Consider the following 23486-nt stretch of genomic DNA (forward strand, 5'->3'; position numbering starts at 1 on the left):
TGGGCGGCCCTTAGATCACAGCCGTGGCGGCATACCTGTCATAAGTGTCAGAGGTGACGTAAGGCGCCAGTCCCAGATCCGGGCTGGCCGGTGCCTGGGTATCCAGCACAAATTCCAGCCGTTCAATCTTGCTTCGATTGCCTGCGGCATCCCAGCAGGCCACTTCCACCACATGGCGGCCGTCGCCGAACTCCCAGGACGGAATTTCCATGTCCGCGTAGAGCGACCATTCGATCGCGCCGTCGATCCGGAAGCCCCAGTTGAGGTCGGGCCCGACGTCGCTGATCACCACCGTGCCGATGCTGGTGACCCGGTCATCGTCGAAGAGCCCGGTGTCGTGTTTCAGGCGCACGGTGGGGGCATCTGGCCGTTCCCGGTCCAGGTCGAAGTGGAATTCACTGATCGCGGTGCCGACATTGCCGGCAGCGTCGATCTGGCGCGCCTGGACCACCCAGTGACCGTCGCGGTCGAAGCGGTCCGTGTCCCGGAACATCAGTTCGTTGGCGTCAGGAGCATCGATCCAGGTCTGCCCCAGATCCAGGCTGATGGACCAACGGGCACCGACTTCCATGCCAGTCAATGCCAGACTGGGGTCGAAGGTCAGCTGGTCGTCGCCATCCTCGCCGGTGTCGAACAGCAGGGAAACCGTGGGTGCCGTGGTGGGGGCCGTGGTGTCGCGCACCACAGTGATCGACATCGGCGGGCTTTCGTTGCCGGTGGGGTCTCGCACCACCACGCTGACGGTGTGGGTGCCGTCGCCGCCGAGTGCGGCGTCGGGCACCTCGTCGCCCTGCCCTTGCTGCCATTCACCGCCGTCCACGCTGAAGAACCAGTCGGCACCGGTCTCGATGTTGCCCACCACCAGCGTGGCGTCGGCGGTCACCAGGTCGGTGGTGTCGCCGGTGTCGCTCTTGAGGCTCACGTCAGCGGCTGCGGGCGCCAGGCTGTCGTACCAGAACTCCAGCCGGGCGATGGGTCCCTCGTTGCCGGCCAGATCCATCTGGTAGACCTCCACTGCGTGCTGCCCCTGGGCTTGAAACACCGAATCGGGAACCTGCGCTCCTTGCCCCCGCACCCAGTCCTGGCTGCCGTCCACGCGATAGAACCAGGCGCCGTCCGGTTCCAGGTTGCCCACGTTGACGACGGGATGACGGGTACTGGGCAGCCCTTGCACCGGCACGGGTCCGACGGCCTGCAGCTTCAGTGAGGGGGAACCCAGGGAAGACGGGTCGATCGGCACCTGGACCGGCGGTTGCACGGGTGGGGTGATCGGCAAGATCTCCGTGGGCGGGTTGATGGCAATGCCACCACCGGGGCCGGCGCCGCCACCGCCTCCGGCTGACGCCGCCGCAGCGGCCACCAGTCCGCCCCCGGCGACCAGCCACACCGGCGTTGTTGCGCTTGCGGTGTTGAGCCAACCTGCGGCCGCGTCGTCATTGTCATCTGCGGAACGTTCCGGCCGCTCTGCCAGCAGGCGCTCCACCTCGCGGCCACTGGCATTGGTCGGGCCGAGACCGGCGTGACGTTCGGTGGCGGAGACGTCGGTATGGCCATACGCATCGCCGGGATGACTGCCCGGCTGAGCGCTGCCTGCGAGCACTACCGGCGTCTCTTCCGCTGGAGGTGCTGCAGTTGCCGCCGTGGGGTCCAACGCTGGCGCTAGCTCTGGCTCCGTTGCCACGGTTGCACCGCCGTCGCCGCCGGTGGCGTCGCGCTCCCGGCGTGCATAGCGGCGCGCGGTCCTCTCCAGCACCGTGCCGATGTGGGCATGGGTGCTGGCACCCACATCAGCATCCACATTGGCGTTTGCACTGCCAAGGCTGTTCATGCTGGCGAGCACGTGGGCGCCAGCGTCTTGGTGATCTCTGTGAAATTGAGCAGACATGATGAAGGGGATCTCGAAGAAAAAGGGAGACCCAGTATTCGTTCTGCCGCCGGATTGCGCAGCCGCATGCCTCGGTACTTGAACGGGCCTGGGCCGACGTCAACCGGTGGTCCACCGACTTGCAGAAGTGGCGAACAGCCATTCGCGGTTCTGTGGCGTTGCAGGCGTCAGCGGCGTAGTCGGTTCAGCGCGGTCAGAGAAAGCGGGGGCCTGGCCGCTCGGTTCCCCTTGTCCACCATGTTCGCCGTGTCCGCCGTGTCCGCCGTGTCCGCCGTGTCCGAGCATCTGTCCGCCCCACTGTCCGCGGACACCCTCAGGCCCCGTACTCAGAATCACAACTCTTTGATAACAAACACTTTTTTCCGCCACCCCACCGTGGCACGGCCCTTGCAAACTCATCCCCCAAACCCACTCGCCGCCCCACCTCCATGATCCGCGACACCTCTGGCCAGGACCGCCCTCTGACCGCCGCTTCCACCCGCTGGTCTCGCCACCGCCGCCTCATCCTCACGGCCGGGCTCATTGCGGCCGGTTTGCTGGGCACGGCTGTCGCGCTGCCTGCCGTCCAGCGCATGATGGCCGGGGGCGCTTCCATCAGCCTGCAGCGCCTGGGTATTGCCACCGTCGAGATCGGCCCGCTGGTGCGCGATGTGGCGGGTGAAGGCCGGGTCGTCGCCGCCATGAGCCCCACCGTCTACGCGCTCCATGGCGGCAACCTCGTCCTGCGGGTCAAGGCCGGCGACAAGGTCAGCAAGGACCAACTGCTGGGCGACATCGACAGCCCCGACCTCCGCGCCCGGCTCGCTCAGGAGCAAAGCAACGCCGACGCCCTGCGCACCGAACTCCTGCGTGCCGAAGTCGATGGCCGCGAACAACGCTCCGCCCTCAAGAGTGCCTGGGAGAGTGCGGCCATCGACCTCCAGACCGCCCGCAACGACCTGGAGCGCCAGACCAAGGCCTTCGAGGCCGGCGCCGTTGCCGGCATGCAGGTGGACAAGGCGCGGGACGCCATGGACAAGGCCCGCATCACCCTCGCCCACGCCGAGGCTGGACTGGGCCTCAAGGATGACAGCCTCAAGTTCGAACTGCAGGCCAAGCAGCAGGCCCTTCAGCGCCAGCTGCTCCAGGTGCAGGACATTCGTCGCCAGGTGGACGAGCTTCAGCTGCGTTCCCCGGTCAACGGCCAGGTCGGCCAGTTGCTCGTGGCGGAACGAGCCAACGTCGCCGCCGGCACCGGCCTGCTCACTGTGGTGGATCTGACCGCCCTGGAAGTGCAGATGCAGGTTGCCGAAAGCTTCGCCCGCGACCTCGCCATCGGCATGCCTGGCGAAATCTCCGGCAACGGCCAGCAATGGCGCGCCCTTGTCAGCTCCGTCTCCCCGGAGGTCGTGAACGGCGAGGTGGCGGCCCGCCTCCGCTTTGAAGGCACGCCGCCGGAACAACTGCGCCAGAACCAGCGCCTGGCTGTGCGTGTGCTGCTGGACAAGCGCGACAAGGTGCTCATCGTCAACCGTGGCAGCTTCGTCGAGGAAGGGGGCGGCCGCTTCGCCTACGTCCTCCAGGACGGCCAGGCCGTCAAGCGCGCCATCCGCATTGGCGCCCAAAGCCTCTCCAAGGTTGAAGTGCTCGAAGGCCTCAAGCCCGGTGAGCAGATTGTCATCTCCGGTGCCCAGGCGTTTGACGGCGCCGAGCACGTCACGCTCGCCCAATGAGCACCCCGCCCGTTCATCCCGACACCCCCCATCCCGACGTCTCACTCCCACAAGCGAGAGGAACCCCATGCTGAAGATGCAATCGCTGTCCAAGGTCTACCGCACCGAAATGATCGAGACCTACGCCCTGCGCGACTTCAACCTTGACGTCCGCCCCGGCGAGTTCGTGGCCGTCACCGGCCCGTCCGGCTCCGGCAAGACCACCTTCCTCACCATTGCCGGCCTGTTGGAATCCTTCACCGGCGGCCGGTATGAGCTGGATGGCATCGACGTCAGCGGCATGAACGACGACCAGCGCTCCCGCATGCGCAACGAGAAGATCGGCTTCATCTTCCAGGCCTTCAACCTCATCCCCGACCTCAACCTGCTCGACAACATCGAGGTACCTCTGCGTTATCGCGGCATGAAGACGGCCGAACGCCAGCGCCGGGCCCGCGAGGCGCTGGCCCGCGTCGGCCTGTCCGCACGCGAGCGTCACTACCCGGCCGAGCTCTCCGGTGGTCAGCAGCAACGCGTGGCCATCGCCCGTGCGCTGGCCGGTGACCCGCGCCTGCTTCTCGCCGACGAACCCACCGGCAATCTCGACAGCGCCATGGCCCGCAGCGTCATGGAGTTGCTGGAAGAACTGCATCGCGACGGCGCCACCATCGTCATGGTCACCCATGACCCGCAACTGGCCGCCCGCGCCCAGCGCAACGTGCACGTGATCGATGGCCAGGTCGTAGACATCGCGACAGAACTCCATCTGGACACCGCGATGACCCGCGTGGCGTCCCCAGCGTGAGGCGACCCGTGCTGATCGCCTACCGCTCCCGGCTCCGGCCCCGCTGGCCGAGTTCCGTCCTGACCTCGCTGGCCGTGGCGCTGCTGTGCGCGGGCTGCTGCCTGCCGGCTGCCGCGCACGCGGAAAACCTTCTGGACATCTACGCCGAAGCCCGTCAGCAGGACCCGACGCTGGCCAGCGCACGCGCGGTTCGCGGCGAGCAAGGCGAAGTGGCCGCCCAGGCCCGCGCCGCGCTGCTGCCGCAGTGGTCCGCGCAATACGCCGAGCTGCGCTACCAGGCCGACGGCAGCCGCGAACGCCAGCTGACCCACAGCCTCAGCCAGGTGCTGGTGGACCTCAGCAAGCTGCGCACGCTGGATGCCGCCAAAGCCGGTGCGAGCGCGCAGGAGGCCCGTGTGCAGGCGGCGGAAGCCGACCTTTGCGCCCGTGTGGCCACCGCCTACTTCGGCGTGCTGACCGCGCAGGCCAGCCTGGCCACCGCCCAGGCCATTGAAGATGCCTACAACCAGCAGGTCAACCAGGCACGCGCCCGCTTCGACGCCAAGCTCAGCGCCGCGCAGGACGTGGAGCAGGCGCGCGCCTATTACGAACTGGCGCGGGTCAACACCGCACAAGCCCAGGAGACCCTGGCCGACGCGCGCCAGGCACTGGCCCAGATCATCGGCCGGCCGCCGGGCGAGCTGCAGCCCCTGGCCCCCGACCTGCCCATGCTGATGCCGGACCCGGAAGATCCGGAAGCCTGGGTCGCCCAGGCCATCCGCGACAACCCCTCCCTGCGCGCCGGCGCGCTGGACCTCAGCGCCAGCGAGCAACGCGTGGCGGCCGCCCGTGCGGCCCATCTGCCCACGCTGAGCGTCGGCCTGGACGGCGAACGGCGTGGCGGCACCGCCGTCGCACCGGTGGACACACGCTACACGTCCACCCTTGGCCTGCGGCTCACCATCCCGCTGTTTGCGGGCGGGGCCATCGAGTCGCAGAAACGTCAGGCCGTCTTCCAGCGTGAGCAGCAGAAGGATGACCTGGAGGCCACCCGCCGCTCGCTCATCCGTGGCACCCAGGGCTACTACCAGGCGGTGGTGTCCTCGCTCAGCCAGATGCGCACCACGCGTGCCGCGGTGGACGCAGCCGAGAAATCGCTGGCCTCCACCCGCAGCGGCCTGGACCTGGGCGCCCGCACCATGACCGACCTGCTGCTCGCCATCCAGACCCAGAGCAATGCACGCATCGCCTGGGAACAGGCCCGCCATCGTTATGTGCTTTCCAAACTGCTGCTGCAGCAGGCGGCCGGCAGCCTGGCCGAACCGCAACTGGCCGCCGTCAACCTCCTGCTGATCGAGAGGCGCTGAAATGCTCACCTATTACTTCGAACTCGGCCTGCGCAGCCTGCGGGCGCACCGCGGGCTGACCGTGCTGATGCTGCTGTCCATCGCCATGGGCGTGGCCGCCTGCATGACGACACTGACCGTCTTTCACGTGCTCTCCGGGGACCCGATCCCGCACAAGAGCAGCCGGCTGTTCAATGTGCAACTGGATGCCGAGACCCTGCAGGGCTATCAGGCTGGCGGCGAACCCACGCTGCAGCTCACCCGCACGGACGCCGAAGCCCTGCTGCGCGACAAGCGCGGTGTGCACCAGGTCATGATGACCGGCGCCAGCATCGCGGTGGACCCGGAGGGCTCCGGGCAGGCGGGGCAGTCGCCGTTCTTCTCCATCGCGCGCTACACCAGCAGCGATTTCTTCGCGATCTTCGACGCGCCGTTCCAGTACGGCAGTGGCTGGAGCGCTTCCGACGACACGGCCGAAGCGCGCGTGGTGGTGATCTCCCAATCGCTCAACGAGCGCGTGTTTGGCGGGGCCGACAGCCGTGGCCGCACGCTGCGCCTGCGCGACAAGGACTTCACCGTGATCGGCGTGCTCCAGGCCTGGCGGCCGGCCCCGCACTACTTCGACCTGACCCAGGGCGCCTACACCCAGGCGGCCGACGTCTACCTGCCCTTGGCCACCTCCTACGTGCTTCGCCTGGGGGGCTCGGGCAACATGAGCTGCTGGGGCAACAGCGGCACAGACCCACGCGCCTTGGGCGCTCCCTGCGCATGGCTGCAGTACTGGGTGCAGCTGGATACCGAGCAACAGCGCAAGGACTACTGGACCTATCTCAACCAGTATTCCGACCTGCAACGCCAGGCCGGCCGGTTCGAGCGGCCCAGCAACCCGCGGCTGCGGCCGGTGATGGAGTGGCTGTCGGTGCGCAAGGTGGTGCCCAGCGACTTCCGCCTGCAGGTCTGGCTGGCCTTCGGCTTCCTGGTGGTGTGTCTGACCAACACCGTCGGGCTGCTGCTGGCCAAGTGCCTGCGCCGCAGTGCGGAGATCGGCGTGCGCCGTGCCCTGGGTGCGCCGCGCCGGCAGATCTTCCTGCAGTTCCTGGTGGAGGCGGGCAGCCTGGGCCTGGCCGGCGGCCTGCTCGGCCTGGTGCTGACCTGGGTGGCCCTGTGGATCGTGCGCAGGAATCCGGCCCCCTACGCCCAACTCGCGCAGATGGACTGGCAGATGCTTGCCACCACCTTCGCGCTCTCGCTGCTGGCCAGCCTGTTGGCCGGGCTGCTGCCCGCCTGGCGCGCGTGCCAGATCACCCCCGCGCTGCAACTGAAATCGCAATGAGGTGACCTGATGGACATCCTTCCCATTCTTTCCACGCTCAAGCGGCACAAGACGGCCGCCGGGCTCATCGTCCTGCAGATCGCGCTGACCTGCGCCATTGTGTGCAATGCGCTGTTCCTGATCTTCCAGCGCATCGATCGCATCGAGCAACCGTCTGGCGTTGCAGAGAACGAACTGCTGATGCTGCAGGTGTCCGGCATGACACGCAGCCCCGACGAGCAGTCCGAGACCCAGGCCGACCTGCAGGCGCTGCGCCAGATTCCCGGCGTGCGCGTAGCGACGCTGGCAACACAGCTGCCCTTTGCGCAGAGCTCCACCTACTCCAGCGTCAAGCTGCAGCCGGGGGACGTGCCACCGGTGCTGTCCGCCTCCAGCTACATGGGGGGCGAGGGCATCGTCGAAGCCCTGGGCCTGCGCCTGGTGGAGGGGCGCGACTTCCTGCCCAACGAGTATGTCGACCGCAGCGTGGTGAGCGGCAACGACAACCCGGTCATCCCCAGCATCATCCTCAACACGGAGATGGCGCACCGGCTCTTTCCCCACGAATCGGCGCTGGGCAAGTCCCTGTACGTCTATGGCGACGTGCCGCACCGCGTGGTGGGGGTGGTGGAACGGCTGGTATCGCCCAACCCCAGCTCGACCGACGAGACCAGCTTGAACACGCTGCTGCTGCCCGTGCGGCCCAGCTATCGGTCCGGCCTCTTTGTGCTGCGGGTGGATCCGGCCCAACGCGAGACCATCCTCAAGGCCGCTGCGGCCAAGCTGCTGCACAACACGCCAGGGGTGAAGCGGCTGGTGCGGGAGCAGCGGATGATGAGCGAGATGCGCAGCGCCTACTACCGTCAGGACCGCTCCATGATCCAGTTGCTGGCCGGCGTGTGTGTGGCCTTGCTGGTGGTGACGGCCTTCGGCATCGTGGGCTTGGGCAGCTTCTGGGTGCAACAGCGCACGCGGATGATCGGCACCCGCCGCGCGCTGGGCGCCACGCGGGGCCAGATCCTGCGCTACTTCCAGACCGAGAACCTGCTGCTGACCACGGTGGGCATCGTGCTGGGCATGATGGGGGCCTATGGCATCAGCCTGCTGCTGATGCGCCAGTACGAGCTTCCACCGCTGCCCGTGATCTACCTGCCCGTGGGCGCCGTGGCCCTGTGGGCCCTGGGCCAGATCGCCGTCCTGGCGCCCGCCCGCCGCGCCGCCGCCCTCCCCCCTGTCGTCGCGCTGCGTGGATGACGAGGGCTTCGTGCTGTCGCATTGACGCGGCCTTCTAATGGTTATTCTGTCGCCATGCGTACTGTCCTGATCATTGATGACCACGCGGGGGTGGGCGAGGCCCTGAGCCTGCTGCTGTCGCTGCACGATATCGAGCCGCTGTACGCGGCCACACCGGTGCAGGGGCTGGCGCTGCTGGGGGCCAGACGCATCGACCTGGTCATCCAGGACATGAACTTCAGCGCGGACACCACCTCGGGCGAAGAAGGCCGCGCCCTGTTCCAGCAGATCCGCGAGTCCCGCCCGGACCTGCCCGTGATCCTGCTCACCGCCTGGACCCAGCTGGAGCAGGCAGTGGCGCTGGTCAAGGCCGGCGCCGCCGACTATCTGGCCAAGCCCTGGGACGACACCAAGCTGCTGGCCACCGTGGAAAACCTGCTGGAGCTCGGCGAGAGCCAGCAGGCCCTGCGGCAGGCCCGCCAGGACCATCAGCAGCGGCTGGAAGCCATGCGCCGGCGCCATCGGCTGGAAGGCATGGTGGTCGCTTCCCCGGCCCTGCTGCGCTGCCTGGAGCTGGCCTGCCAGGTGGCCCGCTCCCCGGCGCCCGTGCTCATCACCGGCCCCAATGGCAGCGGCAAGGAACGCATTGCCGCCATCGTGCATGCCAACTCCACCGTGGCCACCGGCCCCTTCGTGGCGGTCAATTGCGGCGCGCTGCCCGGGGACCTGATCGAAGCGGAACTCTTCGGCGCCGACAGCGGCGCCTACACCGGGGCTGCACGCGCCCGCGAAGGCCGCTTCGAGACCGCCGACGGCGGCACCCTCTTCCTGGACGAGATCGGCAACCTGCCGCTGGCCGGCCAGGTGAAGCTGCTGCGTGTGCTGGAAAGCGGCCGCTTCGAGCGGCTGGGCTCCAGCCGCACCCGCGAGACCACGGTGCGTGTGCTCTCCGCCACAAATGCCGACCTGCGGGCCATGGTCGCGGCCGGCACCTTCCGCGAAGACCTGTATTACCGGCTCAATGTCATCGAGATCTCGCTGCCTGGCCTGGCCGAGCGGCCCCAGGACATCCTGCCGCTGGCGGATCACTTCCTGGCCGGGCGTGCGCGCCTGAGCGATGCGGCGCGTGAAGCGCTGCTGGCCCATGCATGGCCCGGCAACGTGCGCGAGCTCAAGAACGTCATCGAGCGCGCGGCGCTGCTGGCCCCGGGCACGGGCAGCGCCCGCCAGATCACCGAGCACGACCTGGCCCTGCCCGCCGCGCCGATCAACACCCTCCGCAATCTCGACGAGCCCAGCCGCGAGGCCGTCTCCGCCGCGCTGGAAGCCGCTTCCGGCGTGGTCAGCCGCGCCGCGCAGGCCCTGGGGCTCTCCCGCCAGGCCTTGTACCGGCGCATGGAACGTTACGGCCTGGACGCCTGATGCGCACGCCCTGGCGCACCCACTGGCGCTACTCGCTGAAGCTGCGCCTCACGCTCTTCCTGCTGGGCGCATCGCTACTCTCCCTACTGACCCACGCGAGCTGGACGTTCTGGCCCTGGCCTGCGTTGGCGCCGCTCCTCGGTGCACCTGTGCCGGCCCCCTGGAGCCCCTGGGCCATGCTGCTGACAGCCGTGGTGGTGGTGCCCGGCATCTGGGGCCTGGCCCATGTGCTGCTGGCCCCGCTGAGCCGGCTGATCCGGGCGCTGGAAGGGACGGTGCTCAGCTACCGGGAGGGCGAGTTCAGCAGCGTCATCACGGCACAGGCGCCCAGCGGGCTGTCGGAATTGGCGGAACTCATGCGCCTGCACCACGAACTGGGCCACGCCCTGCGTGAGCAGCGCCGCCACCTGGCCCAACGGGAACTGCTGCTGGACACGGTGGTGCAGAACACACCCGTGGCGCTGGTGCTGACCGACACGCAAGACCGCATCGCCTATGCCAACCTGGCCGCCCGGCACCTGCTTGACGAAGGCCGCAGCCTGTCGGGCCGTCTGCTGGAGGAGGTCTTGAGCCGGGCTTCGGACGATCTGCGAGGCGCGCTGGCGCAACCGCGCGACGGCCTGTTCAGTGTGATGGTGGAGCAGCAGGAGGAACGCTTCCACCTCTCGGTGCGGGACTTCCAGCTGCAGGGTCAGCCGCACCGGTTGCGACTGATGCGCCGCATGACGCGGGAGCTGTCGCGGCAGGAAGTGGCAAGCTGGAAGCGGGTGATCCGGGTCATCAGCCATGAACTGAACAACTCGCTGGCGCCCATCTCCTCGCTGGCGCACAGCGGCGCCGAACTGGCGCGGCGCGGGCAGCATGAGCGCGTACCCGGCGTGTTCGCCAGCATTGGCGAGCGCGCTGCCCACCTGCATGCCTTCCTGGCCGGCTACGCCAGTGTGGCCAAGCTGCCGGCGCCCGTGCTGGCACCGGTGGACTGGGCGCATTTTCTGGAGGGGCTGGCTGTGCACTACCGCTTCCGGCGTGAAGGCGAACTGCCGTCCGCCCCGGCACGTTTTGATGCCGGCCAGATGGAACAGGCGCTGATCAACCTGCTGAAGAATGCCCATGAGTCCGGCAGCTCACCGGAAGGCATCAGCCTCCAGGTGGAGGCGCTGCGGGAGGAATGGCGGGTGGAGGTGGCCGATCGCGGCCCCGGCATGAACGAGGCGCAGCTGGCGCAGGCCCTGCTGCCCTTTTATTCCACCAAGCGCAGTGGCAGCGGGCTGGGCCTGGCCCTCGCCCGCGAGATCGCTGAAGCCCACGGCGGCCGCATCGTTATGGGTAACCGTGACGGCGGCGGGCTGTGGGTGGCGTTGTTGTTCCCGAAGACCGGCTGACGGCGGCACCAGCACAACGGCAGGGCAACGCCAGGGCGGCGCCATCACGGCGCGCGCAGCGCACGTGCTCGAAGCGGTTGCGCTGGGCCCGCACGACGGGCATGCGGTGCGGCTTACTTGTAGAAAGCCTCGACCGTGCCCTTGAGCTTGAGCATCATCGGCTGGCCCTTGCGGTCCAGCGTACGGCCGGCGGGCACCTTGATCCAGCCTTCGCTGATGCAGTATTCCTCGACGTCCCCACGCTCCTTGCCGTTGAAGCGGATGCCGATCTCGTGCTCGAAAACGGCGGCCACATGGTGCGGGCTGCGCGGGTCAACGGACAGGTGGTCAGGCAGGTCGGGGCGAGCGGTATCGGTCATGGAAAAGGTCAACTGAAAACTACGGATGACCTGCATTGTCCAACAACCACTCCGCTGAACCGCGGTTCAGCCGAACCGGCGCTCAATCAAAACAGCGCTGGACCATCGGCGTGGCGTATTCATGGCCCACCACCGCGCGGGCGAACAGGTAGTTCTCGCGGGCCTGCTCGCTGAGCTGGTCCAGGGCGACGTGGCCCTGAGCGTCACAGGGGAAGCTCAGGCCCCGGCCACTGTGGAACAGGGATTCGAAGCGCAACAGATAAGACGCCTGGCTGCGACCCTGGCTGTGCGCATGCGGGCGGCTTTCGGCAATGACATCGGCGGACGGATTCATGACGATCTCCCGGGCCCGGGGAGACAGGCCCGTTCGTCAGACATTAGGGCCAAGCGCACCGGCGCAGGCGTGCATACGTCGCGGTTCTGGCGGCTGTTTCAAGCTCTCACCCACTCACGGGGTGTGCGTGCGTTCGGTGTCACACACTGGACCCCAGCGGAAGCCAGCGGCCCTCAGCCGCCAGCACGCTTGGGTGAGTAGCCGGCCTTCTGCAGCCACTGCATCACCTTGTCCAGGTGGTCGCCCTGGATCTCGACCGTGCCGTCCTTGGCCGTCCCGCCACTGCCGCAGGCCGCCTTGAGCTGCTTGGCGACGCCGGTCAGTTCATCGGCCGTCAATGGCAGGCCCAGGATCACCGTCACGCCCTTGCCCTTGCGGCCGGCGGTCTCGCGGCGCACGCGCACCTGGCCGTTGCCGACCACGGCGGCCTGGGCCCTGGCCTTGCAGCGGCAGTCGGCTTGCGCCTGGCGGCATTCGGGGCAGACGCGCCCGCTGTCGGTGGAGTAGACAAGTGCCATGGTCGGGCCCTCAGTGCTTGGCCGGCGCCTGCAGCGTGCGGGCGAAGAAGGCGTCGATGGTGCGGTAGAGATGCAGGCGGGCGCCGCGTCCAGCAATGCCATGGGCCTTGCCCGGATAGACCATCATCTCGAAGGGAATGGACTGCTTCTGGAAGGCTTCGCTCAGGCGCAGGGTGTGCTCGAACAGCACGTTGTCGTCAGCGGTGCCGTGGATGACCAGCAACGGGTGCTGCAACTGGTCCACGCGGGCGATCAGGTTGGACTGTGTATAGGGCGCCGTTGGCTGGCCGGCAGCATCCGTGGGCAGGCCGAGATAGCGCTCGGTGTAGGCGGTGTCGTAGAGCGTCCAGTCGGTCGGCGGTGCGCCGGCCACGGCTGCGGCGAATGGTGTTTGGCTGTCCAGCATGGCCCGCACGGCGAGGAAGCCGCCATACGACCAGCCGAAGAAGCCGATACGGCTCGCATCAATGCCGGCGCGGCGCTGCGGCAGTTGGCGCACGGCCGCAAACAGGTCGGCCACTTCGGTCACACCAAAGGCGTGGCGATGCGCGCGAGTGAAGGCGCGGTCGCGATTGGCCATGCCCCGTGTGTCCAGCGTGAACACCCCATAACCGCGGCGCTGCCAGTAGGCGATCAGGGCGGTGTCGCGGTGCCAGCTCCAGCCGACCGTACTGACGCCCGGCCCGCCGTAGGCCAGCGTGATGACCGGATGCGGGCCGGCACGGCCGTCCAGCGGCGCGAAATAAAAGGCATTGAGCGGTGTGTGGCCATCGGCGGCCGTGATGTCCAACACTTCCGGTACCGGGGCCACCTTCGCCAGCAGGGCGTCGGGTGCGTCTCCGGGCAAGGCCACCGGGTCGGCACCGCTGCGCAGGTTCTGCAGCCACAGGCTCTGTGGCTGGCCCCAGGCGGAGCGGGTCACCAGCAGGCGGGCGCATTCGCCGTCGGCGCGGGCGTCACGCCACTGGCGCTCCATCTGGCCAGCCAGTGGCCGAGCGCGGCCGTTCAGGTCCACGGCAAACAGTTCCCGGGCACGGCCACGGTCCCGCGCGGCGGCATAAACCACCATGTCGCCACGGCTGCAGACGCGATAGGCCACGGCTTCAGGTTCCTGCGTGAGCGGCGTGCGCTCCCCGGTGACCCGGTCCACCAGCACCAGTTGGCGCCGGCCGGAGGCTTCGCTGGACCAGAGCAGAGCCGGCTTGCCGGAGAGACGGCGCGCCGGCAGTTCAGTCAGGTCGTCCTGCACTTCGACCCAGGCGGGATCACGCTCTTCGGTGACGACGCGGCCGGTCAGGGCACCTGTCCCGGCGTCGTCCGGTTTGTATTCATTGAGCACCAGCCGCTGCTGGTCCCGCGTCATCCACTGCAGCCACGGCGTGCCATCGCCGAACCAACCGGCGCGGGGGATGTATTCCGCCTCAGCGGGCAAGGTCAGCGCCACCGGCGCAGCGGGCGACTCCGCCGCCAGATCCAGTACCCAGGCGGTGACCTGGGCGTTGGGGCTGCCGGCGCTGGGGTAGCGCTGCTGGGTCATGGTGGTGCGGTCCGCGAAGATCTGGGCGCGAGTCTTCACCGGCACGCGCTCTTCATCCACACGCAGCGCCAACAGCCGGCTGCCGTCCGGCGACCACCAGTAGCCTCGTTGCCGGCTCAGTTCCTCGGCGGCGATGAACTCCGCCAGGCCCCAGAAGCGGGTACCGGCACCGTCCGTCGTCAAAGCCCGTGGGGCGGCCTGGGCCGACAGCGGCTGCAGCCACAAGTTGCCGCCCTTCACGTAGACCAGTTGCTTGCCGTCGGGGGAACAGCTGGGGTCTTGCTCAGGGACGTTTTCGTCCTGGGTCAGGCGCTGCGCCTGCGGGCCTTGCGCGGTGAGACGCACCAGATAGAGGTCACCGGAGAGCGGGAACAGCAGCGTCTGGCCGTCCGGTCCGCACCACTGGTAGCTGGTGATGCCGCCCTGGGTGATGCGCTTGCGCTCCAGTGCCATCCGTTCGGCTTCGGTCAGCTGCTGGCGGCGACCGCCCAGCACCTCATCGGCGGAGACCAGCTTGCGGGGCTCGCCGCCGGCCGTGGGCTGAGCCCAAAGTTCAAGCTGATCGCTGTCAGCCGCGGAGGGGCGCAAGAAGCTGACCCAGGTGCCGTCTGGCGAGATTTCCGCCTGGCGCGTGGTGCGGCCTTGCAGCGGCGGGTCGCTGTAGACGCGTTCCAGGCTCAGCGGGGCGGTGGCTTTTGCGGCCAGCGCGGCGATGGGCGTGGCCAGCACCAGCAGCAACGAGGCAGCCAGCGGACTCAGCCAGGCAGCAGGCCGGGCGAACGGAGCAGATACGGTCATGCGGTCAACGAGAGTGCCTCGGTGGGCACTGCGTAAGAGTCAAGAGAGGAAGCGGACGCAGCCGATGGTGCCTGCGACGGGGCTTGTGCAGGGTCGGTCATTGCATCATGCGCTGCGGTAGCGGTTCGTGCGGCGGCGCGTGAGAGCCGGCGGGCCATCTCGTCGGCCATCTTTTCCGCGATTGGCGCGCCCAGCAATTGGCGGGTCATCTCGTCGGCCGCATTGATCGTGCGCACCCGCTGATAGGCCTCTTCCGCCTCGGGATAACGGCGGCGCAGATAGTGCAGCCATTGCTTGAGGCGCCCGGCCTGATGCCGAGCGGCGACAAGGGTCCGCACCTGCAGGAAGAAGTCGGCCATCAGCACCAGCAGATCGGACCAGGCCAGGGCCTGCGTGGTGCTGCCCGTGATGGAGGCACGCAGCGCCAATGCCAGCCCCGGGTCGGCGACCATGCCCCGGCCCAGCATGATGGTGTCGCAGCCGGATTCCGCGAGGCAGCGACGGGCATCCTCGACGGTCCACACCTCGCCATTGGCGACCACCGGCAAGCGCACCGCCTCCCGCACCACGGCAATCTGGTCCCAATAGGCGGGCGGCTTGTAGCCATCGCGTTTGGTACGGGCGTGGATCACCAGTTCGGCGGCACCGGCGCGCTCGATCGCATGGGCGCAATCCAGCAGCAGCGAGCGGTCCTCATTACCCAGGCGCATCTTGGCGGAGACGGGAATGTGGGCCGGCACGGCGAGTCGCACGGCGGCGACGATGTCGTGCACCAGCGTGGGCTCGTCCAGCAGCACGGCGCCACCACGGTGGCGGTTGACGGTCTTGGCCGGGCAACCGAAGTTCAGGTCAATGCCCGCGGGGTCCAGCCCCGCCAGGCGGGCGGCGTTGTCGGCCAGGCAGGCAGGGTCCGAGCCGAGCAACTGTGGGCGCACCGGCACCCCGGCGCGTGTGCGACTGCCGTGCAGCAGCTCGGGCACGATGCGGGTGAATACCCGACGTGGCAGCAGTTGATCGGTGACCCGGATGAATTCGGAAACGCATCGGTCCACACCGCCCACGCGGGTCAGCGTGTCGCGCAGCATGTGGTCCAGCAGCCCTTCCATGGGCGCCAGCAGGATGGTGGGCACGGCGGGGTGTGCGGGCTGGGCTGGAGCGGCGGCGGGCGCGCCGGGCGGTGTAGGCACCGGAGATGCGGCGCCTGGCTTGGCGGTGTCTGCTGCAGGGTCGGACTCTGGCGTCATTGGGGGCACTACAGGTACTGCGAGGGTGCGCGAGGAAACCTCGGCCAGCGGCGTGCGACCTGCGGTGCACAACTCGGCGGCAAAGTCCAACAGCATAGCGGATCGTCCACAGCCGCTGTGGATAAAGGCGTGTACAGGCTGCGCAGGGATGGCCCAAGCCGTTGATTAAACAGGTGATTCTTCACGCTGCCGCAAAATGGAGCAGTGGGCTTCGTCCGGCCAGGCAACCTCACCCGAGCCGGAACTGCCCCACCACCGCCGTCAGCCGCTCTGACTGCTGCCGCAGGCTCTCCGCCGCTGCGGCCGACTCTTCCACCAGGGCCGCGTTTTGTTGCGTCATCCTGTCCAGGTGGGTCACCGCCTCATTCACCTGGCCCAGGCCCTGGCTCTGCTCATGACTTGCCGCGCTGATCTGCTCGATGAGCACACTCACCGCCTGCACTTCACCCACCAGGCGGTTCATCGTGCTGCCGGCGGCGTCCACCTGCCGCGTCCCCGTCTCGACCTTGGCGACACTGTCGCCGATCAACGTCTTGATCTCTCTCGCCGCATCCGCGCTGCGAGTGGCCAACATCCGCACCTCCGACGCCACTACGGCAAAACCCCGTCCATGCTCACCTGCGCGCGCCGCTTCCACCGCAGCGTTGAGTGCCAGGATGTTGGTCTGAAAGGCAATGCTGTCGATCACGCCCAGAATGTCGCCAATGCGGCGCGAACTGTCCGAGATATCGGTCATGGTCTGCACCACAGCACCCACGACACGACCGCCTTCACCGGCCACCGCCGAGGCGCTGCCTGCGAGTTCCACGGCCCGGCGAGCGGTCTCCGCGTTGGTCCGTACGGTGGCGGTCAGTTGCTCCATGGCGGCGGCCGTCTCTTCCAGGCTGCCCGCTTGCTCCTCGGTACGTTGGCTCAGGTCCATGCTCCCGCTCGCGATCTCGGAGGAACCGGTGGCGATCGATGTGGCGCTGTCGCGCACCTGGCCGACCACCGAGGCCAGATCGCCAGACATCTGTTTCAAAGCAGTCATCAGTTGACCAGTCTCATCGTGGCCCCCGGGCTCGATGCGGCCACTGAGATCGCCCCCCGCCACGGCACGGGTCACCTCCACCGCACGCTGGAGCGGCATGGCGATGCCACGCGCCACGCGAGCGTTGAGCAGCAGCAGGATCACCGCCGCCACACCCACGGCGACCAGGAGCGTGACACGAACAGTCCGTGCCAGGGCCTCGCTGTCGGCCTGAGTGGACGCGGCCAGCGCCTCGATGCTGTCGCTGAGTGCGCCCATCTCCGTCTCCAGGGCGGAGAACTTCGCAGTGAAAGCCGGCAGTTGCGCTTCAGCGGCAGCGGCATCGCTGAAAGCCAGGCCCACCACCTGCGAGGCGCCCGCGATGTACGCATCCAGGCTGCCCTGGGTCCGCGTGATCGTGGCGTCGATCTCTGCGCCCAGTGAGAGCGACTTCAGCGTCGCCATCAACTCCCGGAATTCCTTGACATGCTCGGCGGTGTCCGCTTTCACCGATGCTTCCTCACCCGCGATTCCACGCCCGGCGGCATGCAGTGCACGGTAGACATCGGCGCGCAAGGCGTCGTGCATCATGTCCGCCTCCACCTGGCTCTTGAGCGCGGAACTGGTGCGCGTCAACGCGCTGCCTGCGGCGTCCAGCCGCACCACGGCGGCATACCCGAGCCCGCCGACCAGCAGCACGAAGAGCAGGCTGACCATGCTCAACACCAGCATGCGCTGCCGGATCGTCGTCGTGGGGATCATGCATTCCTCCGGGATGACATTCCATCAATGGGCACCACCGACTTTATGCCCTGAGGCGCCTCAGGGGCCAGCTGACAGCACGGATGCGCAAAATCGCCTTGGGGACCACCACCGGTACCTTGGTTCATGCCGTGCCGGCTATCCGCAAGCGAACCGGCTATTCCAATGGTTCAGCCTTTGATCAAGAACTCAGGAGAACGACCGCCAAAGTTCAGTCTCGATGAACCATGGATTCAGGCGACCCGCATGAAGCTTGATGGAGACTTCATCAGCCAGTTCCTCGAACTCCACCAGCAGTTTGTGCTTGGATCCAGAGTTGTCAAAGATATAGGCGCGATGCGCGACCTGGCAGGCCTCTGTCATCAAATCGATCGATTCCCGATACCGCTTCCTGACTTTGGCTTCCGGTACGGGATGGCCGCCCTGCATGACCCGACGCCGAACACGGTCCAGGTTGATCTCCGGATCATCCGTGGCGACAAAGTACAAGTAGACGCGATAGCCTCGCTCCCTCGCCTCCTTCATGAAATCGACTTTGTCACGCGAAGACATCACCGTCTCAAAAGTGAAGGTTTTCGCCTCTTCCAGCAGTTCGCGGCGGACGGCATCGGCCAACACAGACGCAAGGTAGGAATCAAAGGGACCTGGTACCACCAGCGTATGCGCTTTGTCGACCTTAATCCGGCCGATCAGCGAGTGAAGGCCCAACTTCCCGGCAAATTCGGAATTCTTGATGTGGCGTTCGATCCGCTTCAATACAACCGCGGGGTTGCGCCGATTCCAAGCGGTCCCAACTTCAGCTTGCCACCCGACTCCTTGAGTGCGCGCTCAATTTCATCGGCGTTGACGAAGACACCAATCCACTCTGGCCTGAGTTCTCGTTGAATTGTGCTCTTGCCCGATCCATTAGGACCAGCCAGCACGCGCAATCGTGGCTGAGCAGGCGTCGGTGACTTTGCAATGAACTTGACCACCCCATCCTCAACAAACCGTTTACTTGCTGCGCTTGAGGATCACTCCGGGTGTCACGCGTTTGCCCAAAGGCAGGTGTTTGATGACGGTCGACGTTCCGTCAGCACGCCGCTCCACCATCTGGCCTTGGCTGGTCTTCACGACCACTGCACCGGTGCGGCTCAGCGTTGTTTTGTACGCCTCATGACCGGACCTCGCCGCGAGCTCGGGGATTCGGCTCTCAGCGATTCGCATCGCACGTTCTGTCAGGGGCCGGCTGGTACGGGAAGACATGTCGGATCCAAGTTGGCCGTCGTGCCCGCAGTTTATCAGCCGTCATCAGCGCATTTGCAGCAACCGCCGAGCACCCTGCCTGTTGAGGGCCCGCGACCTGCGAACTCACCCCCTCCACACCGCTTTACGCCCATTCACAAACCCGTGATATTCCCCGTCCGAGTAGGTTGGCCCTCATCTGTTGGCCGCAAACTGCTTCAGCGGTAACTCCTGATTTCAGTGACGCCGGAACGCTTGTGACGGTCACTGGTGGTCCTTCTAATCGCGCCGATCAAGGACCCCGGTGACCTGCAAAGGCAACCGGATTTCCATCGCCTCGCGCCCAGCGCGGGCGCCACGGAAGAAGGAGTTGAAATGGCGCGTTGGTCGAATGTCATGTCGCGGTCTGCGACGCTCACGAGATCGCGGGGATGGCGGCGGACGGTTCAGGGGGCCGCAGGTTCACTGCTGCTGACGCTGCTGACCGCCTGTGGCGGTGGCAAGTCCACAAGCGCCGCACAGCCCGAGGACGCCCTCCAGCGCCCGCTGGCAGATACAGCCGCAGCCGCAGACACCGCCACAGCCATCCCCGCCGGACGCTACGTGCTGGCCCAGGCCTCCTCCGGCCTGTGCCTCACCGCTGCGTCTACGGGCAACGGCGCCGGCACACTGACCGCAGCGGCCTGCGCCGCAGGCACCACCCAGGCCTTCGACCTCAGCCTGAACACCGATGGCTCCACCCGGCTCACCCAGGTCAGCAGCGGCCTCTCGCTCGACCTGGAGGCCATGTCCACCGCCGAAGGCGCCGCCATCCAGCTCTGGGCCGCCAATGAAACCAGCGCGCAGCGCTTCACGCTAAGCCGCATCCAGGGCCACCTGTTCAGCGTGATGAATACCGGCAGCGCCAAATGCGCCGCCATACAGGGCTCTGCACTCCAGCAGATGACCTGCAACTCGCAGCCGGAACAGCTGTTCGTCCTGTACCCGCAATCCACCGCTGCGACCATCCGTGGCCTGCTGCCCTACGGCCGCTTCAGCCTCCGTTCCAGCCTGTCGGGCCTGTGCCTGGATCTCGCGGGCACCGGCCTGGCCGATGCCGACCGCGCCGTGCAGGCCACCTGCACAGGCGCTGACCGCCAGCGCTTCGACCTCACGCTCGCGGCAGACGGTGGCTATCGGCTGCGCAACCTCGCCAGCGGCCAGCTGCTGGACATCACCGGGGCGGCAACCGTCGCCGGCACCGCCGTCCAGCAATGGCCGGATACCGACGGCAGCAACCAGCATTTCCTGCCCACCGCCACCAGCGACACCATCCAGTTGAAGGCGCTGCACAGCGGCCTCTGCCTGGACGTGACCGCCGAACGTACCGACGCTGGTGCGCCCATCCAGCAATGGGACTGCGGCACCAACAAGGCCAACCAGCAATGGCGCCTGGTGACCACGGCAAGCGCTGTCTGGACACCCGTGCCTGCGCCCACAGCCGGTGACACGGGCGGTGGCGGCACAGACCCCGGGGGCGACGGCGGCAGCGGCACCACCCCACCCACCACCCCTCCCACCACAGAGACGCCACCCACCGCCACCACTGCACTCAAGCTGCCGCTGGAGTTGCTCGGCGCCGGCCTGCCGAGCGCCCCCGTGGTGGCCACCGCCAACCTCACCCTGGACCAGGCAGGCGCCAGCGCCGCCACCGAGCTGTGGCTGCGCTGCCACCGTTGCGGTTTCTTCGGTCCGCCTGAGTTCGAAGCCACCACAGAGGCCCCCGCACGCATCAAGGGCAGCCTGCGCGTCCTGGGCGGCACCGCCGTGGCCAATGCCGGTGCCATCCCGTGGGTGGACATCACCGACACCACCATGACCCTGGCCGACCCCGAGCGTGTGCAAGGCGGCCTTCAGCGCGGGGGTGTCTATACCGCCCGCATGAAGCTGACGCTGGATGCCGCCACCAAGGCGCGGCTGATCAATGGCGTCAACCTCGTCCAGTTCCGCTTCAACGGCAGCGACGGCGAGTCCAACGGCTATCGCATCATCGACCTGCAGTTCCGCAACACTTCCGGCACCAGCCTGGCGACCAATGCGATCCAGCGCGCCGACATCAACATCGAGAAGCAGGCCGGCCGCACCTTCACCGCAGACGTCACCGCCGGCGAAACCCTGTGGAAGGCTCAGGACCGTCTGTTGAAGTCCACGCTCGCGAACCGTTCCATCCATGCCGCCTGCGCCTCCTGCCATGCCTCCGATGGCCGGGACCTGCAGTACTTCAATTACTCCAACAACGCCATCGTCCAGCGCGCCCGCTTCCATGGGCTCAGCGAGGCCGAGGGCCGGCAGATCACCGCCTATCTGCGCTACGCGCTGCAGAACCTGCCTCACGTGGCCCAGGCAGCGCCGTGGAACCCGCCCTATCAGCCGGGCCCCGGGCTGGACAGCAAGCCGATCGCCGAATGGTCCGCCGGTGCCGGCCTGGACGCCGTGGTCGATACGCCCACCAACGCCGTCAAGGCCCTGTTCGGCCAGCCGCTGGACGGCTCGGCCCTGGCACTCACCCAGGCCGACATCGACAAGGTGATGGACGCCAACGCCACGCTGAATGCCCGTGAAGTGCAGATGCCCATCCAGTATCCAGACTGGAACTCCTACCTGCCGGCCATGCACCCGATGGACATCTGGCCGGCAGGCGCCAGCACCACCGGGTCCTTTGCCGCGGGAGCCACGTTCTCCGGCAACGGTCGCCAGGATCCGCTGGGCACGTCCAGGCGCATCGCCGCCTGGTTCGAATCGCACAAGTCCAGCGCCTTCGGCGACTGGAGCCATCTCACGCCTGAACAGCGCAACGAGATCCAGTCGATGATCCAGCCGTACGGCTTCGAGGTCTATGCCTTCCTGGGGGGCGGCCGGGGCAACCACATCGCCGCCTCGGGGCAGTATGGAGCCCAGGTGGGCGCCGCCAACCTGCAACGCCTGGTGTCATCGGCCCGCACGGCCGATGAGCCGGCGGCCTTCACCACCAACGCGTTCATCGAACGTGTGGTGGGCAGCATGTTCCAGTGGAACCTGGTGCAGCAGTGGGAGTGGGCACAGCGCTATGGCCTGGAAGGCGATCAGCGCTGGTTCCTGGGCGACTACGACGCCGCCACCAAGACATGGACCGGCCGGGGCGAAGCCCGCGGCTGGCCCTTCAATACGGTGAGCGCCTTCTACCTGGCACCGCACATGGTCTACCAGACCGACTTCGACAGCAGCGGCAAGACCACCCGCGAGTGGATCCTGGCCTGGGAGACCAACAACAAGGCTGGCTCCTACTACCGGACCAATGCCTGGTACCAGGCGCAGGTCACCATCAACCCGGGCGCCCAAGGCGACTGGGCCAACTATTCGGTGGATTGGCCCTACCTCACCGGCTTTGACGAATACCTCTCCCAACTGCTCGGTGGCGCCACGGCCGCCCAGGCGTCCGCCGCCATGCTGAGCGACATCCGTCTGCTGCAGGCCCGCATCAAATCGGCGCAGTATGTGAACAACCGCATCCCGCTGTATGTGGCCACAGACACGCGGCCGCTGGCGGACAACCGTGGGCGTTTTGGCCGCGCACAGGTCCTGAAGCACCTGTCTCCCACCAACTTCATGGAGACCACCAGCACGCAGGTCAATGGCGGCACCCCGTTCGTCAAGCTGGATCAGCTTCAGTCAGGGCTTTATCTCAAGGTGCTGAATGGCGCCTTCCGCCAGTTCAACCAGCTCTATGCGACCACCGACCCTGCGGCGTGGCGCCGGTGTGACCCCAACAACACCGATCTGGGAGAGCCTGAACCGACCGCAGGCTTCGCGTTCTGCCTGGACCGCAGCAAACAGCCGCTGGTGCTGGTGTCGCCCGGTGTGTATGCGATGAACTCGGTGGACTACCGCACCACGGCTGAGCAGAAGCTCCAGTACGCGGTGTGGAAGGCCGGCAAGCTGGGCGCAGACCCGGCCCGCATCACCACCTTGAACGACTGGCTGCTGCGCGCCTGGCCCTGACATCAGTGGGGGCGTCGGTCTGCGTGGTGCCTGGCAATCGGCACCACGCGGCGGCGCCTCGGCTCACATCAGGAGCCGGAAGCGCTGGCCCGGTCCACGCAGCTCATCCAAAGCCGGAGGTCGAATTCCAGTTGCCCGTAATCGGGTGCCATGTGATGGCACAACTGGTAGAAGGCCTTGTCGTGGTCGGGATGCTTCAGGTGGGCCAACTCGTGGACCACGATCATCTTGAGGAATTCCGCCGGCGCCTCCTTGAACAGGGTGGCGACACGGATCTCGCGGCGGGACTTGAGGCGGGTGCCCTGCACCGTGGTGGCGCGGGTGTGGGTACCCAGCGCATGCTGCACCACCTTGAGCTTGGCGTCGTAGCAGACACGCGCCAGCGGATCCGCATTGCGCAGGTAGCGCTGCTTCAGCGCCTGCGTGTAGTCGAACAAGGCCTTGTCGCTGCGAACGTCGTGCGGCTCCGGATACTTGCGCGCCAGCAGGGGTGCCAGTTCGCCGCTGTCCAGCAATGATTGGGCCTGGGCCACCAGGGCCGCTGGGTAGCCCTGCAAATACTTCATGGTCATGATGGGAAGCCCGGGAACAGGGAAGCAGCAAATGGCGTTGGGGCAGGAGCGCCGGGT

Annotated in this window: 18 protein-coding genes; 8 read left to right on the plus strand and 10 right to left on the minus strand. The window is 67.3% G+C overall.

What is annotated here, in order from left to right; genetic code table 11:
- Positions 1-10 precede the first annotated feature (10 nt).
- Positions 11-1828, minus strand: a complete 1818-nt coding sequence (locus BMY53_RS02335) for an Ig-like domain-containing protein (protein WP_092943198.1) — start codon at positions 1826-1828, stop codon at positions 11-13.
- Positions 1829-2313: 485 nt separating this feature from the next.
- Here BMY53_RS02335 and BMY53_RS02340 point away from each other — a divergent pair, with 485 nt between their 5' ends.
- The 7 genes from BMY53_RS02340 to BMY53_RS02370 all read left to right on the plus strand — a co-directional run bounded on the left by BMY53_RS02340 (position 2314) and on the right by BMY53_RS02370 (position 11055).
- Positions 2314-3597 (plus strand): efflux RND transporter periplasmic adaptor subunit, encoded by a 1284-nt coding sequence (locus tag BMY53_RS02340; protein ID WP_092943200.1) that lies wholly within the window; start codon positions 2314-2316, stop codon positions 3595-3597.
- A 67-nt stretch (positions 3598-3664) separates the two neighbouring features.
- Positions 3665-4381, plus strand: a complete 717-nt coding sequence (locus BMY53_RS02345; RefSeq protein WP_092943201.1) for an ABC transporter ATP-binding protein — start codon at positions 3665-3667, stop codon at positions 4379-4381.
- Between the two features lie 8 nt (positions 4382-4389).
- Positions 4390-5727, plus strand: coding sequence for a TolC family outer membrane protein (locus BMY53_RS02350; RefSeq protein ID WP_177200676.1), 1338 nt, complete (start codon positions 4390-4392; stop codon positions 5725-5727).
- A gap of 1 nt (position 5728) precedes the next feature.
- On the plus strand, positions 5729-7039 hold the full coding sequence (locus tag BMY53_RS02355) for an ABC transporter permease (RefSeq protein WP_092943205.1): 1311 nt from the start codon (positions 5729-5731) through the stop codon (positions 7037-7039).
- Positions 7040-7048: 9 nt separating this feature from the next.
- Positions 7049-8272: an ABC transporter permease gene (locus BMY53_RS02360; protein WP_092943207.1), complete on the plus strand. Its 1224-nt coding sequence runs from the start codon at positions 7049-7051 to the stop codon at positions 8270-8272.
- 54 nt (positions 8273-8326) lie between these two features.
- Positions 8327-9673, plus strand: coding sequence for a sigma-54-dependent transcriptional regulator (locus BMY53_RS02365; RefSeq protein WP_092943209.1), 1347 nt, complete (start codon positions 8327-8329; stop codon positions 9671-9673).
- Positions 9673-11055 carry a sensor histidine kinase gene (locus BMY53_RS02370; protein ID WP_092943211.1) on the plus strand — a complete coding sequence of 461 codons (1383 nt, stop codon included), beginning with the start codon at positions 9673-9675 and terminating at the stop codon, positions 11053-11055. The genes BMY53_RS02365 and BMY53_RS02370 overlap by 1 nt, the downstream gene beginning before the upstream one ends.
- A 113-nt stretch (positions 11056-11168) precedes the next feature.
- Here the strand turns inward: BMY53_RS02370 and BMY53_RS02375 are convergent, their stop codons facing one another.
- The 8 genes from BMY53_RS02375 to BMY53_RS02410 form a co-directional block, all read right to left on the minus strand.
- Positions 11169-11414, minus strand: a complete 246-nt coding sequence (locus tag BMY53_RS02375; RefSeq protein ID WP_092943755.1) for a DUF3297 family protein — start codon at positions 11412-11414, stop codon at positions 11169-11171.
- A gap of 82 nt (positions 11415-11496) precedes the next feature.
- Entirely contained in the window at positions 11497-11748 is a 252-nt protein-coding gene (locus BMY53_RS02380) for a hypothetical protein (RefSeq protein WP_255369995.1), read from the minus strand.
- Between the two features lie 173 nt (positions 11749-11921).
- Positions 11922-12266 (minus strand): translation initiation factor Sui1, encoded by a 345-nt coding sequence (locus BMY53_RS02385; protein WP_092943213.1) that lies wholly within the window; start codon positions 12264-12266, stop codon positions 11922-11924.
- Between the two features lie 10 nt (positions 12267-12276).
- Positions 12277-14601 carry an alpha/beta fold hydrolase gene (locus BMY53_RS02390; protein ID WP_092943215.1) on the minus strand — a complete coding sequence of 775 codons (2325 nt, stop codon included), beginning with the start codon at positions 14599-14601 and terminating at the stop codon, positions 12277-12279.
- A complete protein-coding gene (locus tag BMY53_RS02395; protein ID WP_092943759.1) occupies positions 14598-15707 on the minus strand; it encodes a tRNA dihydrouridine synthase in 1110 nt (369 codons plus the stop codon). The genes BMY53_RS02390 and BMY53_RS02395 overlap by 4 nt, the downstream gene beginning before the upstream one ends.
- Positions 15708-16074: 367 nt before the next feature.
- Positions 16075-17616, minus strand: a complete 1542-nt coding sequence (locus BMY53_RS02400) for a methyl-accepting chemotaxis protein (RefSeq protein WP_092943217.1) — start codon at positions 17614-17616, stop codon at positions 16075-16077.
- A gap of 189 nt (positions 17617-17805) precedes the next feature.
- Complete coding sequence (locus BMY53_RS02405) at positions 17806-18372, minus strand: ATPase (protein ID WP_255369996.1); 567 nt, start codon at positions 18370-18372, stop codon at positions 17806-17808.
- A 237-nt stretch (positions 18373-18609) separates the two neighbouring features.
- Positions 18610-18861, minus strand: a complete 252-nt coding sequence (locus tag BMY53_RS02410; protein ID WP_255369997.1) for a hypothetical protein — start codon at positions 18859-18861, stop codon at positions 18610-18612.
- Between the two features lie 354 nt (positions 18862-19215).
- On the opposite strand from BMY53_RS02410, the gene BMY53_RS02415 reads away from it, so the two are divergent.
- Positions 19216-22857, plus strand: coding sequence for an RICIN domain-containing protein (locus tag BMY53_RS02415; RefSeq protein ID WP_092943221.1), 3642 nt, complete (start codon positions 19216-19218; stop codon positions 22855-22857).
- Between the two features lie 68 nt (positions 22858-22925).
- On the opposite strand, the gene BMY53_RS02420 is transcribed toward BMY53_RS02415, so the two are convergent.
- On the minus strand, positions 22926-23429 hold the full coding sequence (locus BMY53_RS02420) for a M48 metallopeptidase family protein (RefSeq protein ID WP_218151158.1): 504 nt from the start codon (positions 23427-23429) through the stop codon (positions 22926-22928).
- Positions 23430-23486: the final 57 nt, after the last annotated feature.

Source organism: Roseateles sp. YR242 (assembly GCF_900109745.1).
Classification (GTDB): Bacteria; Pseudomonadota; Gammaproteobacteria; order Burkholderiales; family Burkholderiaceae_C; genus Roseateles.